11 protein-coding genes and 1 pseudogene are annotated in these 14,039 nt (G+C 68.4%); 3 read left to right on the top strand and 9 right to left on the bottom strand.

What is annotated here, in order from left to right; translation table 11 throughout:
- Window positions 1-30: 30 nt before the first annotated feature.
- From ASC76_RS17390 to ASC76_RS17430, 9 genes and pseudogenes are all read right to left on the bottom strand, one after another.
- Window positions 31-3,057 (bottom strand): EAL domain-containing protein, encoded by a 3,027-nt coding sequence (locus tag ASC76_RS17390; protein ID WP_082549239.1) that lies wholly within the window; start codon window positions 3,055-3,057, stop codon window positions 31-33.
- A 178-nt stretch (window positions 3,058-3,235) separates the two neighbouring features.
- Window positions 3,236-3,541: an H-NS family nucleoid-associated regulatory protein gene (locus ASC76_RS17395; RefSeq protein ID WP_056469147.1), complete on the bottom strand. Its 306-nt coding sequence runs from the start codon at window positions 3,539-3,541 to the stop codon at window positions 3,236-3,238.
- Between the two features lie 60 nt (window positions 3,542-3,601).
- Window positions 3,602-3,877 (bottom strand): oxidative damage protection protein, encoded by a 276-nt coding sequence (locus ASC76_RS17400; protein ID WP_056469151.1) that lies wholly within the window; start codon window positions 3,875-3,877, stop codon window positions 3,602-3,604.
- A 16-nt stretch (window positions 3,878-3,893) separates the two neighbouring features.
- A complete protein-coding gene (gene argA / locus ASC76_RS17405) occupies window positions 3,894-5,234 on the bottom strand; it encodes an amino-acid N-acetyltransferase (protein WP_056471032.1) in 1,341 nt (446 codons plus the stop codon).
- 79 nt (window positions 5,235-5,313) lie between these two features.
- Window positions 5,314-6,695: pseudogene (locus ASC76_RS17410) on the bottom strand (CoA transferase).
- Window positions 6,696-6,726: 31 nt separating this feature from the next.
- On the bottom strand, window positions 6,727-7,455 hold the full coding sequence (locus ASC76_RS17415) for an ABC transporter ATP-binding protein (protein ID WP_056469155.1): 729 nt from the start codon (window positions 7,453-7,455) through the stop codon (window positions 6,727-6,729).
- Window positions 7,456-7,464: 9 nt separating this feature from the next.
- Window positions 7,465-9,393 carry an ATP-binding cassette domain-containing protein gene (locus ASC76_RS17420; RefSeq protein WP_056469158.1) on the bottom strand — a complete coding sequence of 643 codons (1,929 nt, stop codon included), beginning with the start codon at window positions 9,391-9,393 and terminating at the stop codon, window positions 7,465-7,467.
- A gap of 5 nt (window positions 9,394-9,398) precedes the next feature.
- Window positions 9,399-10,274 (bottom strand): branched-chain amino acid ABC transporter permease, encoded by an 876-nt coding sequence (locus tag ASC76_RS17425; RefSeq protein WP_056469168.1) that lies wholly within the window; start codon window positions 10,272-10,274, stop codon window positions 9,399-9,401.
- Window positions 10,275-10,365: 91 nt separating this feature from the next.
- A complete protein-coding gene (locus ASC76_RS17430) occupies window positions 10,366-11,565 on the bottom strand; it encodes an ABC transporter substrate-binding protein (protein ID WP_056469169.1) in 1,200 nt (399 codons plus the stop codon).
- A gap of 187 nt (window positions 11,566-11,752) precedes the next feature.
- Here ASC76_RS17430 and ASC76_RS17435 point away from each other — a divergent pair, with 187 nt between their 5' ends.
- The 3 genes from ASC76_RS17435 to ASC76_RS25455 all read left to right on the top strand — a co-directional run bounded on the left by ASC76_RS17435 (window position 11,753) and on the right by ASC76_RS25455 (window position 14,037).
- Window positions 11,753-13,108, top strand: a complete 1,356-nt coding sequence (locus tag ASC76_RS17435; protein WP_056469171.1) for a cache domain-containing protein — start codon at window positions 11,753-11,755, stop codon at window positions 13,106-13,108.
- A complete protein-coding gene (locus tag ASC76_RS17440; RefSeq protein ID WP_056469173.1) occupies window positions 13,105-13,737 on the top strand; it encodes a response regulator transcription factor in 633 nt (210 codons plus the stop codon). Before ASC76_RS17435 ends, ASC76_RS17440 begins: the two co-directional genes overlap by 4 nt.
- A 96-nt stretch (window positions 13,738-13,833) precedes the next feature.
- On the top strand, window positions 13,834-14,037 hold the full coding sequence (locus tag ASC76_RS25455) for a VOC family protein (protein WP_157615772.1): 204 nt from the start codon (window positions 13,834-13,836) through the stop codon (window positions 14,035-14,037).
- The last annotated feature ends 2 nt before the right edge of the window (window positions 14,038-14,039 follow it).

The raw sequence follows: 14,039 nt of genomic DNA on the forward strand, positions 1-14,039 counted from the left end.
GTCTACCGTCGCGTCAATGGCCGAGCCGGTTCACGCCGGTGCGAAGAGTTCGACCGCTTCCGGCATCCCGTCGTAGTCGCGCACCCAGTCGGCCACCTGGTCGGCCGGCATCGCTGCGGCGATGCCGTTGCCCTGGCCGGTCGGGCAGCCGATCGCGATCAGCCGGTCGGCCTGCGCGCGCGTCTCCACGCCTTCGGCGACCACCGAGCAGCCGAAGGTGTGCGACAGGCCGATCACGCCCTCCACGATCGCCAGGTCCTGCCGGTCGTCCAGCATGTTGAGCACGAACGAGCGGTCGATCTTGAGCATGTCGATCGGCAGCCGCTTCAGGTAGGTGAAGGTCGAGTAGCCGGTGCCGAAGTCGTCGAGCGCGAACCGCACCCCGAGCGCGCGGCACTCCTCCATCAGCGCGCAGGTGTAGTCGACGTCGGCCACCGCGGCGGTCTCGAGCACCTCGAGGATCAGGCGGTGCGCGACCGGTGCCTGATGCCGCGACAGCAGTCCCGCCAGATGCTGCGCGAACAGCGGCTCCTGCAGGTGCCGGGCCGAGACGTTGATGCTGACGGTGATGTCCAGCCCCATCCGCAGCCAGCGTGCGAGCTGGTCGATGCCCTGCTGCAGCACCCAGTTGCCGACGCTGATCGACAACCCGGTGTTCTCGATCAGCGGCAGGAACTGCGCCGGCGACACCACGCCTTGCTCCGGATGCTTCCAGCGCAGCAGCGCCTCGACGCCGAGCACCTTGGCGCTGCGCATGTCGACCTTGGGCTGGAAGAACAGCCGGAACTCGTTGGCGTCGAGCGCCTCCTGCACCCGGCCGAGCGCGACGAAGCGCGCCTCGGCGCGGCGGTCATGCTCGGCGTCGAAGAACAGGTAGCCGTTGCGGCCGGCCTGCTTGGCGCCGTACATCGCGTGGTCGGCGTGGCGCAGAAGCGTCTCGGCGTCGGCCCCGTCGAGCGGGAACACCGTGGCGCCGATCGTCGCGGTCACCAGCACCGGCCCGGCGCCCACGCCCAGCCCGTAGGGCTGGCAGACCTGGTTCAGGACGCGCTCGACGGCGTGGCGGCTCTCTTCGAGCGTGGCGGTGCGCAGCAGCAGCACGAACTCGTCGCCGCCGATGCGCGCGACCACGTCGTCGCCGCCGGCCCACGAGCGCAGCGAGCGGCGCATGCGGTTGGCCAGTTCGACCAGCAGCCGATCGCCGGCGTCGTGGCCGAAGCGGTCGTTGACCGGCTTGAAGTGGTCCAGGTCGAGATAGCACACCGTCAGCAGCGAGCCTTCGCGCCGGCTGGTCTGCATCGCCCCGTGCAGCATCTGCGCGAGGCGCACGCGGTTCGGCAGCCGGGTGAGCTCGTCGAAGTGGGCCTGGCGCTGCAGCTGTTCGAGCTGTCGGCGCGTGTGGGTGATGTCGACCACCGTGACGACATGATTGCGTACCGGTTCGCCGGCCGCCGGCCGCACCGTGCTGATCGCCAACTGCAGCAGGCACGGTTCGCCGTTGCGGCGGTGGTGCGGCAATTCGCCGCGCCACGCGCCTTCGGCCGTGAGCGCCACAAAGATCGCGGCCAGGCGCGCGCGGTGCTCGGCATTCGCCGACGCGTGGTTGATCAGTTCGGGCACGGTGCCGAGGAGTTCCTCGCGGCTGTAGCCGGTGATCTCGACGTAGGTGGGGTTGGCATCGACGACGCGGTGCTGCGCGTCGGTGATCAGCAGCCCTTCATGGAGATGCCGGAACACACTGTCCGAGACGGCTTGCGACTCGCGCGCGGACTGCATGTCGCTGATGTCTCTCGCCGTCGTGATCACGCGCAGCGGTTCGCCGCCGGGACCATGCTCGCAGACCAGCGCGTGCAGTTCGAACGGCTTCCAGCGGCCGTTGCGGCACTGCATGCGGCATTCGACGCGGCAGCTGAGTTCCCGGCGTTGCCGCAGGGACTCCACCGCCTCGCGGACCGCGCGTGCATCGTCCGGGTGCACCAGCGTCCAGAACGCTTCCAGGCTGTGACCGAACGGCTGCATGCGATGGCCCAGCATGGCCAGCCAGCGCGACGAGAGCTCCATGCGGCCACCCACCACGTCCCATTCGCCGATGCCGATCCCCGAGACATCGAGCGCCATCTGCCAACGGCGCTCGTTCGCGGCGATCTCGCCGGCCAGCGCCGTCGCGACCATCGGGATGGCCAGCAGGCTGCAGGCATACCCCACCAGCAGCCACATTTCGTCGGTGCCATCGTGCCGGTAGAACGCACCCACGCCGGAGGCGGCGGCGATCACGGTGCCTGCCGTCAGTACCAGTGCCGCCGTCGATGCCGCGAACAGACCGCTGCGCGCCACCAGCGCGCACAGCACGAGGTGCGGCAGGAAGAACAGCGGCGACTGCATGCCCTGGCCGGGCTCGGTGAAGAAGGTCAGCAGCAACGCGCTTGCGGCGGCAGCGGCCATGAGCAGGGCGCTTTGCAGCCAGCGCCAATCGCCGACCGCCTGCCGCCAGGCCGCCCGTGACAGCGTCAGCAGCGGGATGCCGACCAGCATCGTTCCCATCGCGCTGCCCACCCAGGCCGCCGCGCCGGCGCGCAGCATCTCCGGGCCGTCGAGGGCACCGCCGAGTGCGAGCGCCGCGATGTGGCCCACCGCGCCGATGGCGGCCGCGAGGCCGACGCCGATCGCCGCGAACAGCCACAGGTCGCGACGGCGATCGAGCGCGGGGTGCAGGCCACGGCGCTGCAGCAACCAGGCACCGACCACCGGGCCGGCCGTGTGGCTCGCCGCGATCAGTGCCGCGAGCCAGGGTGGGTGCCCCGCGGACCACGCCACTGCGAACGTGCCCAGGCCCACCGCCGGCCACAGGCCCGTACCGAACCGCAGCAGTGCCGCCAACGCGATCCCCGCGGGCGGCCAGATGAGGCTGAGGTGGCCGTCAATGGAGGGCATCGACAGCGCAGCGCGTCCGCTCAGGTAGCACGCCACCAGGACCAACAGCGAGCGCGCGGCCCACGCACGGGAACCCCACAACGTGGCGGGCGCCGAAGGCAACTTGAGGGGGCGGACGGCGGGCACGTGGGTCGACTGAACTTTGTGCGTAAATGTAAGTCAACGTCGCGTTCTTGCCCCGTCGACAGCGGGTAAATCACCCCGGGAAAGGCCCCCGGTTCACGGGGTTGCCCAACGATCTGCCGCGGACCAAAAGAAAAGCCACCGACTGGTGGCTTTAGGTGGTCATGACCGAGGGCGCGCGCTAGATGGCGAAGTCGGACAGCTTGCGCCCCGCAGCGACCGCTGCCTTCAGCCACTTGGGCTGCAGGCCCCGGCCGCTCCAGGTGTCGCCGGTGGCGGCATCGCGGTACTTGGCGGCGACTTTCGCGCCCTTGCCGGCGCGGGTCTTGACGACGGCCCGCGTCGACAGATCGCTGATGGTCAGGCGGTGTTCTTCCATCAGCGCGCGGACTTGCGCGATCGCATCGCTGCGGGTTTTCTCGCGGGTCCGAGCAATCTCGGCTTCGAGCGCTTCCTTCTGTGCGATCAGTTCCTGCAGCGTGGCCATACCGAACCCCCGGGGTATTGTGATTTACCGGAATATTCTATTCGACGGGCCAGCGCGTATTCAAGCGCCGGTCGGCGGCACATACCCGGCGGGTTGTTCGACGCCGCCGCCGAAGAAGAAATTCTCCATTTGCCGGGCGAGATATTGTCGGGCACGCTGGTCCGCGAGATTCAGGCGGTTCTCGTTCACCAGCATGGTCTGGTGCTTCATCCAGGCCTGCCACGCTTCCTTGCTGACCTGGTTGTAGATTCTCTTGCCGAGTTCGCCCGGGTAGGGGGCGTAATCCATGCCCTCGGCTTCCTTCTTGAGATAAATGCATTGAACGATTCGGGCCATCAGTTTTCTCCTTGCCTCAGCCGAGTTTCTTGACCAGCACCTGCGAGCGCCGATCCCAGTTGTATTTGCGTTTGCGCGCTTCGGGCAGCCAATCCGGATCGACCTGATTGAAGCCGCGCTTGATGAACCAGTGCATCGTGCGCGTCGTGAGCACGAAGATACTGTCCAGCCCCATGGCCTTGGCGCGTTGCTCGACGCGCTTGAGAATCCGTTCGCCGTCGCCCTGGCTTTGCACCTGCGGCGACACGGTCAACGCGGCCATCTCGGCGGTCCGGGCTTCCGGATAGGGGTAGAGCGCGGCGCAGCCGAAGATCACGCCGTCGTGCTCGATCACGGTGTAGTGACCGATGTCGCGTTCGATCTCGGTGCGGCTGCGCTTGACCAGCGTGCCGTCCTGCTCGAACGGCTCGATCAGCTGCAGCACGCCGCCGATGTCGTCGGAGGTCGCCTCGCGCAGGCTCTCGAGCTTCTCGTCGACCACCATCGTGCCGATGCCGTCGTGGGTGAACACCTCCATCAGCAGCGCCCCGTCCATCGCGAACGGCAGGATGTGCGAACGCTCCACGCCGCCGCGGCAGGCGCGCACGCAGTGCTGCAGGTAGAAGGCCGGATCAGTCGGCTTCTCGGGCCGCGGCAGGCTGGTCAGCAGGCGCTCGGCATCGGCGAGCGCGAGCTCGGTGTCGATCGGGCTCTCGGCATCGTTCATGTCCTCGTGGATGCCCGGCACCTCGGTGATGAACAGCAGCTTGTCCGCCTGCAGCGCGATCGCGGTGCTGGTGGCCACGTCTTCCATCGTCAGGTTGAAGGCCTCGCCGGTCGGCGAGAACCCGAACGGCGACAGCAGCACCATCGCGCCGGTGTCGATCGCCTTGCGGATCGCCGCGCCGTCGACCTTGCGCACGACGCCGCTGTGGATGAAGTCGACGCCGTCGACGATGCCCACCGGCCGCGCGGTCAAGAAGTTGCCCGAGATCACCCGCACGATCGCGTTCGCCATCGGCGTGTTCGGCAAGCCCTGCGAGAACGCGGCCTCGATCTCGAAGCGCAACTGACCCGCGGCCTCCTGAGCCGAGTCGAGCGCGACGGCATCGGTGATGCGCAGCCCGTGGCTGTAGCGCGCCTCGTGCCCCTTCGAGCGCAACTGCTCGTTGACCTGCGGCCGGAAGCCGTGCACCAGCACCAGCTTGATGCCCATCGCGTGCAGGATCGCCAGGTCCTGGGCGAACGAGCTCAGCTTGCCCGCGGCGATCAGCTCACCGGTGATCGCGACGACGAAGGTCTTGCCGTGGTACGCATGGATGTGCGGCGCCACGGCGCGGAACCAGGGCACGAAGGTGTGGGGAAAGACGAGACTCACGGCGCGCGGCACTCACTGGAGGGGATGGCGGACGCGATTCTGTCACGCGTGCCGGTACCCGGCCGGCTCGGGGGCTCGCTCAAGGTGCAGGCCAGGCGAGCGGATCGGTGCCGGGCCGCACCGAGGGTCGGCGCCAGCGCGCCGGGGTGTGCGAGAACTCGGCGGCGTGGCGCATCGCCGTGAGGTCGCCCCAGCCGGACGAGGTCGTTTCCATCAACCCGCTGAAGTCCGGCGGCGGCGCGTCGAATCCGTTCGCCACACGACCCAGGCTGCGCAACCACAGTCCCGTGCGGGCGAGCGACACGCGCACCCGCCAGCTGCCGCCTTCGCGCTGCTGGCGCAGCAGTGCGGCCTGCGCGCCGAAGGCGATCAGGAAGCCGGTCGCCATGTCGAGGATCTGCACCGGCAGCGCCTTCGGTTCCGGTGCGCCGGCCGCCATCGCTTCGGCCAGGTTGAAGCCGGTGGCGCTCTGCACCAGCGAGTCGAAGCCACGCCGTCCGCCCCACTGCCCGGTCTCGCCGTAGGCCGACAACGAGACGACGACGATGCCCGGGCGCAGCGCCGCGAGCTCCGCCGGCCCGAAGCCGAGGGCCGCGAGGCCCCCGGGGCGGTAGCCCTGGATGAAGACGTGGACGTCGCGAACGACGGCGGCCAAGGCCTCGCGCCCGGCGGGCTCGCGCAGGTCGGCGAGCGCCGACAGCTTGCCGCGGCTGGTGTCGGCGATGGCCTCGATGTTCGGCAGATGCGGCGCGTTGACCAGCATCACGTCGGCACCTAGGCGGCCAGCGTGCGGCCGCCGGCGGGACCGGCGAGGATGCGGGTCAGGTCGAGCACGCGCAAGCCGGCCAGCGGGGACGCGTCGCGCGCCAGTTGCGGCCACGGCACTGGCGGCGCATCGCCGATCCGCTCGATCTCGACCAGCGGGTGCGCGGCCACCGCGGCGCTTTGCGGATGACGATCCCACTCGTCGACGCTGCGCAATGCTGCGACCACGAGCTTGGCGTCCGCCGCCTGCTCCTCGAACGCGTGCGCGTCGCGCTCGCGCAGCGCGGCCGCCACCTCGGCACGCGGCGTGTCGGGCCCCGGCGGCAGGCCGAGCAGGCGCAGCACGCCGTCGCGGTGGTGCGCGAAATTCGTGTGCAGTCGGACCCAGCCGCTGCCGCAGCGATACAGCCCGGCGATCGGGTCCCACAGCTCGGGCACCCGACCATCGAGCGTGAAGCGGCAGGCGCATTCGAGCGCAGCCCGCCGCATGTCGACCGCCACGCGCTGGTGAACGCCATGGCGAGAGCGGCCGATCTCCACGGCGGCCAGCGCGGCGGCGGCCAGTGAGGCCTGCGCGGCCGTGCCGACCGCGAACGACGAGGGCAGGGCGGGTTCGGCGCCCCGCAAGTCAAGATGGGAGAGCGCGTCCGCCGGCAGGCCCGCGTCCCGCCAGATCGATTCGACGAGCAGGGTCATGCGGCCATCTTAGGCCGCGACACCGCTGGCGTCAGTGACTGCCGCCGCCGCCGAGATACGCGGCCTTCACGGCCGGGTCGTCGCGCAGCTTCTCGGCCGCGCCGTGCACCGAGATGCGGCCGTTCTCGAGCACGTAGCCATAGTCGGCGACGCCGAGCGCAGCCGACGCGAACTGCTCGACCAGCAACATCGTCACGCCCTCGCTCTTCAGCCGCGCGATGATCTTGAAGACCTCGGCGACCAGGATCGGCGCGAGGCCCATCGACGGTTCGTCGAGCAGCACGACCTCGGGGTTCAGCATCACCGCGCGTGCCATCGCGAGCATCTGCTGCTCGCCGCCCGAAAGCGTGCCGGCGAGCTGCTCGCGCCGCTCCTTCAGGCGCGGGAACAGTTCCAGCGCGCGCTCCAGGTCGGCCTTGACGTCGCCCTTGGGCCGGCTGCCGGTCAGGCGCGGGAAGGCGCCGAGCGTCAGGTTGTCAGTCACGGTCATCGTCGCGAAGACGCGCCGGCCTTCCGGCGAATGCGCCAGGCCGAGCTTGGCGATGTGGAAAGACTCGAGGCCGTCGATGCGCTTGCCGTTCAGCGTGATCTCGCCCGCGGTCGGCGCGATCATCCCGGACACCGCCCGCATCGTCGTCGTCTTGCCGGCACCGTTCGAGCCGATCAGCGTGACGACCTTGCCCTTGGGCACCTCGATCGAGACGCCGTGCAGCACTTGCACCTTGCCGTAGCCGGCGAACAGATTGTTGATGGTCAGCATGATGTGTCCTTAAGCAGCCGTGCCGCCGAGGTAAGCCTCGATGACCTTCTCGTCCGCCTGCACCTGCGCGGCGTTGCCTTCGGCGATCTTCTGGCCGAAGTCGAGCACCGAGACCGTGTCGCACATGCTCATCACCACGTCCATGTGGTGCTCGATCAGGATCACGGTGATGCCGTGGTCGCGGATCTTGCGGATGAAGCTGATCAGCTCCTTGATGTCCGGCGCGGTCAGGCCGGCGGCGGGCTCGTCGAGCAGCAGCAGCTGCGGGTCGAGCGCCAGCGCGCGGGCGATCTCGAGCAGGCGCTGCTTGCCGTAGGGCAGGTTGCGCGCCTCCTCGAACGCCAGGTCGGCCAGGCCGACGAACTGCAGCAGTCCCATCGCGCGGTCGGTGGCGGCCTTGCTCTCGCGCAGGTAGCGCGGCGTGTGCACGGCCACGTCGAGCAGGTTGCTGTCGAAGGTGTGGTGCAGGCCGACCTGCACGTTCTGCAGCGCCGTCATCTCGCCGAACAGCTGCACGTTCTGGAACGTGCGGGCGATGCCCGACAGCGCGATGTCGGAAGAAGTGCGCCCGACCACCGAATTGCCGGCGAACGAGATCGCGCCGGCGGTCGGCACGTAGATGCCGGTCAGCACGTTCATCATCGTGCTCTTGCCCGAGCCGTTGGGCCCGATCAGGCCGTGGATCGTGCCGCGCTTGATGCTGAGGTCGACGTTGTTCAGCGCCTTCAGGCCGCCGAACTGCATCAGCACGCCCTTGGCGGTGAGGATCTCGCCGCCGGTGTCCGTCCTGGCCGCGTTCGAGACCGCGTCGCCGCCGACCAGCGGGGCGTTCGCGGCCTGCGCATCGGGCTTCTGGCGCTTGATGTTGAGCGCGTTGCGGACGAAGCCGACGATGCCGTCCTGCAGGTAGTACACGACGAACAGCATGATCACGCCGAAGATCGACAGTCGCCAGTCGGTCATCGTCTTGAGCCAGAACGACAGTGCCGCCAGCGCGATGCTGCCGACGACCGGGATCGCCATCTGCTTGGCCGTCAGCCGGCCGCGCTGGATGCCGATCACCGCGACGACTGCGACCAGCACCGCCAGGCCGACCGACACGTAGCGGAACATCTCCACGTCGTCCAGCAGCTTGGGCAGCAGCACGATGATGGCCGCGCCGAGCATCGAGCCGATGCGGCTCTTGCGCCCGCCCATGATCACCGCGAGCAGGAACAGCACGGTCAGCTCGAAGTTGTACGAGTTCGGCGAAATGTACTGCTCGGAATACGCATACAGGCTACCGGCGAGCCCTGCGAAGCCGGCGCTGATCACGAACGCGTAGACCTTGTAGCGGTAGACCGACACGCCCATGCAGTCGGACGCGACCGGGCTGCCGCGCAGCGCCTCGAATGCGCGCCCGAGGTGCGAGCGCAGGATGCGGTGCACGACGATCAGCGACAGCACCAGCATCACCGCGACGACCCAGTAGAACTCGCGCTCGTCGAGTTTGTGGCCGAACAGCGGTGGCTTGGAGAGCGTGATGCCCATCGGCCCGCCGGTCAGGAAGGTCATCTCGTTGATCAGGATCTGCACGATCGTGCCGAACGCCAGCGTCACCATCGCGAGGTATGGACCGGTCACGCGCAGCGCCGGCAACGCGAGGATCGCGCCGAATACCGCGGTGACGCCGATCGAGGCGATCAGCGCGACCAGCAACGGCGCCCCGAGCTTGGTCACCAGCACGCCGGCGGTGTAGGCGCCGACGCCGAACAGACCCGCGTGGCCGAGCGAGACCTGCCCGGTGTATCCGACCACGATGTCCAGCCCGAAGAGCAGGATCGCGTAGATCATGATCGTTTCGAGCAGGTGGATGTAGTACGCGTTGGTGATCCCGACCGGGAACAGCAGCAACGCGGCGATCGCGACGATCGACAGGAGGAGGTGGGAGCGCTTCATGACGTTCAGACCTTCTTGATGACGCTCTTGCCGAACAGGCCCTGCGGACGCACCGCGAGCACGATCAGCAGCAGCACCAGGCCTGGCACGTCCTTGTAGCCGGTGCTGATGTAGAAGCCGGTGGTCGTCTCGGCGATGCCGAGGATGATCCCGCCGACGATGATGCCCATGCCGCTGGTCAGGCCGCCGATGATCGCGACCGCGAAGGCTTTCAAGCCGAGCACCGCGCCCATCGTCGCGCCGGTCAGCGTCAGCGGCGCGATCAGCACGCCGGCGAAGGCCGCGCTCATCGACGACAGCGCATACGAGAACGTGATCACCAGGCCCGTGTTGATGCCCATCAGCTTGGCGGCGTCGCGGTCGTTGAAGGTCGCGACCACGGCCTTGCCGTAGATCGACTTGCGGTTGAAGACCTCGACCGCCAGCATCATCAGCACCGCGCCGACGACGACCAGAATTTCCATCGGCAGCACGTTGGCGCCGAGGAACTTCAGCGGCGACTCCGGCAGCGGCGACGGGAACTTCAGGTCGTCGCGGCCCCAGACGTTCTCGGCCACGTTCTTGAAGATGATGCCCAGCGCGATCGTCGACATGATCCAGCCGAACTCGCTCTTGATCTTGATCGCCGGCCGCACGCCGATGCGCTCGACGACCGCGCCCTGGAATGCGCCGAACAGGCACACCAGCGGAATCATCAGCCAGTAGTTCACGCCGAGGCCGACCAGCGTCAGGCCGACCAGCGCGCCGAGCATCAGCGCGTCGCCCTGGCCGAAGTTCAGGGTGTCGCTGGTCGCGAAGGTCAGCTGGTAGCCGAACGCGATGACGGCGTAGATCATCCCCAGCGCGATGCCGGAGAAGATCAGTTGGGTCAGGATTTGCATGATGAGACTCTCCGGGCGAGGCCGGCATGGGCACAAGAAGACGCCGCCGCGGGCCGAGGGGCCCGGGGCGGCGGGAAGCCGGAAGCGGAGCTTACTTCTTCACTTGGACGACGGAAGCCTTCTTCTGGTCTTCAGGGTAGGCGTAGACCACCTTGCCGCCCTTGACCTCGCCGAAGACCGGAATGTTCGCGGTGATCGCGTCATGGTCGGCCTTCGAGAACGGCTTGTTGTAGGTCGTGACCACGCCCTCGACTGGCGTCTTCAGGTCTTCCAGAGCGGCCTTGATCTTCGGGCCTTCGCTGCTGCCGGCCTGCTTGATCGCCGCGGCGAGCAGGTAGACCGAGTCGTAGCCCTGGGCCGCCGAGACCGGCGAGTCCATGCGCGCGTTCTTCGGGTTGAAGGTCTTCAGGTAGTTGATGATGAACGACTGGCGCTTCGGGTTGGTCGGTTCCTGGATGAAGGTCTGCGGCATGCGCGCGCCTTCGCCGCCGGGGCCGGCGTTGTCGATGTAGTTGGCCATCGACAGCGTCCACGAGCCGATCAGCGGGACCTTCCAGCCGAGTTTGGTCATGCCGTTGGCGATCTGCGCCAGCTCGGGGCCGATGCCGTAGGTCAGCACCGCTTCGGCGCCGGCTTCCTTGGCCTTCAGCAGCTGGGCCGTCATGTCGACGTCCTTGATGTTGAACTTCTCGACCGCGACCGGCTTCACGCCCTTGGCCGACAGCGCCTTCTCGAGGTCTTCACGGCCGAGCTGGCCGTAGTTGGTCGAGTCGGCCAGGATCGCGACCTTCTTGAAGCCGCGGCGGGTGATCGCCTCTTCCACGATCATCGGGGCCTGGATGCTGTCGTGCGCCGCGTTGCGGAACACGTAGTTCTCCGGCTCCTTGGCGAACTGCTGGGTGATGATCGAGCCGGTCGCGACGTTGTTCATCACCGGGATCTTTGCTTCCTGGAAGAAGCGCTGCGACGCCAGCGCGACGCCGGTGTTGATGTAGCCGACGACCGCGACAACTTTTTCCTTGTTCACGAGTTCCTGGGCGATCTGCACGCCGCGCTCGTTCTTGGCCTCGTCGTCACGCTCGACCAGCTCGATCTTACGGCCGAGCACGCCGCCGGCATCGTTGATCTCCTTGGCGGCCAGGCGCACGCCGTCGCGCATGCTGACACCCATCGACGACGAGCCGCCGGTGAACGGACCGTCGACGCCGATCTTGATCGGATCGGCAGCGACGGCGAGCGAGGCCATCGACGCCAGGGCGACGGCAGTGGCAATCTTGGTGAAACGCATCATTCGGTTGTCTCCAGCGGGTTGATTTGGACAAGCTGCACCGGCCGCGGCCGGACTGCAGCGCGCTGTAATTATCCGGGGTGCGTGCAAGATCGTGCATGCGCATCACTGCTAGGGTGCACTGCGTAGTTCTGCATAAGGGAAGACCCGAGCACCGCGCCCGTCGCCGCGCCGCAGCACAATCTTGCATATGAAACTGAAGGCGAAGATCCTGATGCTGGCGGTGGCCCCGCTGCTGCTCGCGATCGCCGTGATCGGCGGGCTGCTGGTGGTGGAAACGCAGCGCCTGGAGCGCCAGCAGGCCCAGGTGCTCGAAGACGTCCTGCTCAGCACCAAGCGCGAGGAACTGCACAGCTACATCGCGCTGGCGCTGACCTCGATCGATCACCTGTACGGCGCCGGCCGCGACGACCAGGCCGCCAAGGAGCAGGCCAAGGCGATCCTGTCCAGCATGAACTTCGGCGACGACGGCTACTTCTACGCCTACGCCGACGACGGCCTGAACCTGGTGCATCCGCGCCAGCCCGAACTCGTCGGCACCAACCTGTGGGACATGCGCGATGCCGACGGCACCTACGTGATCCGCGAGCTGATCGCCCGCGCCAAGGAGGGCGGCGGGTTCCAGCGCTATCTGTGGCCCAAGCCGTCGACCGGCAAGATCGAGCGCAAGCTCGGTTACTCGGTCTACCTGCCGCGCTGGGGCTGGATGCTCGGCACCGGAATCTACCTGGACGACGTCGACGCCGCGGCCGCAAGGCTGCGTGGCAACCTGCTGGCGAGCGTGCGCCAGACGCTGGTCGGGCTCGCAGCGGTGGCGGTGATCGCCGCGCTGGCGGTGTTCGCCGGCGGCCTGGCGCTCAACATCAGCGAGCAACGCCAGGCCGACCGCAAGCTCAAGGCGCTGGCGCACCGCGTCGTCAGTTCGCAGGAGGAGGAGCGGGCGCGCGTGTCGCGCGAATTGCACGATCACATCTGCCAGCTGCTGGTGTCGATCAAGTACCAGTTCGAACTCGTCGGCCACCGCCTCGCGCACCCGGGCGACGCGCCGGTGACCGCGATCGACCGGGAGATCTCGGCGTTGTCGAAGGCGATCGGCGAGGTGCGCCGGATCTCGCACGACCTGCGCCCGGCGCTGCTCGACGACCTCGGCCTGCCGGCCGCGCTGGAGCACATCGGCAACGAGCTGGCGCAGCGCAGCGGGCTGGAGGTGCGCGTCTCGCCGCAGGTGCACGAGGAGCGGCTGCCCGAACTGCAGGCGGTGAGCCTGTTCCGGGTCGCGCAGGAGGCGCTGCGCAATGTCGAGCGGCATGCGCAGGCCAAGCACATCGACATCCGGCTCGACGACGCCGGCGACCGGCTCGAGCTGCGCATCACCGACGACGGCGTCGGCTTCGACGTCAAGAACATCGAGCAGAGCCGCGACCGCGGGATCGGCCTGACCAACATGCGCGAGCGGGTCGAGCGCAACGGCGGCACCTTCCAGCTGATCTCGCACCCGGGGCACACCGCGCTGACCGCCAGCTTCCCGCTCACCGCCGTCGCATGACCCAGCCGACGGTTCGTCTCGTCATCGTCGACGACCACTCGCTGGTGCGCGACGGGCTGCGCGCGCGGCTGGCGGTGGTCGCCGGCCTCGAGGTGATCGGCGAGGCGGCCAGCGGCGACGAGGCGCTGGCGCTGGCCGCGCGCCTCGCGCCCGACCTGATGCTGGTCGACGTCGGCATGCGCGGCATGAACGGGATCGAACTCGCCACGCACCTGCGGGCACGGCATCCCGCGATCCGCGTGCTGATGCTGAGCATGTACGACAACCGCGAGTACGTGCTCAGCGCGATGCGCGCCGGCGCGCGCGGCTACGTGCTGAAGGAATCGCCGACCGAGGAGATCCTGTCGGCCATCAGTGCCGTCTGCGCCGGCGGCAACTACTTCAGCGCGCAGATCTCCGACCTGGTGCTGCAGCCCGGCGCCAACAGCGCGCCGCAGCTGACCGCCCGCGAGCACGAGGTGTTGCTGCTGCTCGCGCACGGCAAAAGCAACAAGCTTGTCGCGCGCGAGCTGGACATCAGCGTGCGGACCGTCGAGACGCACCGCCTGAGCCTGCGGCGCAAGCTCGGCGTCGATTCGCCGAGCGACCTGTTGAAGATCGCCGTCTCCAACGGCTGGACGACGCTGTAGGCGCGTTGACGCGCTGCGCCCGGCGGCGCAGCATCGGGGACTCGTTCAACGGAGCCTGCTCATGGATGCATTCCAGACCCCGGGGGCGTTCAGCTGGTGCGAGCTGATGGCCTGCGTCCGACCTGGGTGCCGTACGTGACGGTGGCCGACGTGGACGCGCTGGTGCGGCAGGTCGTCGCGCTCGGCGGCAAGGTGACGATGCCGCCGGCGGACATCCGGTCGGTGGGCCGTTTCGCGGTCATCGCGGACCCCCAGGGAGCGACGCTGAACGTCATCACCTACGCGATGCCCGGCGCCTGACG

This window comes from Rhizobacter sp. Root404 (genome assembly GCF_001425865.1).
In the GTDB taxonomy this organism is placed as follows: domain Bacteria; phylum Pseudomonadota; class Gammaproteobacteria; order Burkholderiales; family Burkholderiaceae_C; genus LMDS01.

Bases quoted from the DNA above. Each gene is read 5' to 3' on its own strand.
- ASC76_RS17435 (WP_056469171.1), top strand. From the start codon at position 11,753: ATGAAACTGAAGGCGAAGATCCTGATGCTGGCGGTGGCCCCGCTGCTG.
- ASC76_RS17395 (WP_056469147.1), bottom strand. From the start codon at position 3,541: ATGGCCACGCTGCAGGAACTGATCGCACAGAAGGAAGCGCTCGAAGCC.
- ASC76_RS17425 (WP_056469168.1), bottom strand. From the start codon at position 10,274: ATGCAAATCCTGACCCAACTGATCTTCTCCGGCATCGCGCTGGGGATG.
- ASC76_RS17415 (WP_056469155.1), bottom strand. From the start codon at position 7,455: ATGCTGACCATCAACAATCTGTTCGCCGGCTACGGCAAGGTGCAAGTG.
- ASC76_RS17420 (WP_056469158.1), bottom strand. From the start codon at position 9,393: ATGAAGCGCTCCCACCTCCTCCTGTCGATCGTCGCGATCGCCGCGTTG.
- ASC76_RS17430 (WP_056469169.1), bottom strand. From the start codon at position 11,565: ATGATGCGTTTCACCAAGATTGCCACTGCCGTCGCCCTGGCGTCGATG.
- ASC76_RS17400 (WP_056469151.1), bottom strand. From the start codon at position 3,877: ATGGCCCGAATCGTTCAATGCATTTATCTCAAGAAGGAAGCCGAGGGC.
- ASC76_RS17440 (WP_056469173.1), top strand. From the start codon at position 13,105: ATGACCCAGCCGACGGTTCGTCTCGTCATCGTCGACGACCACTCGCTG.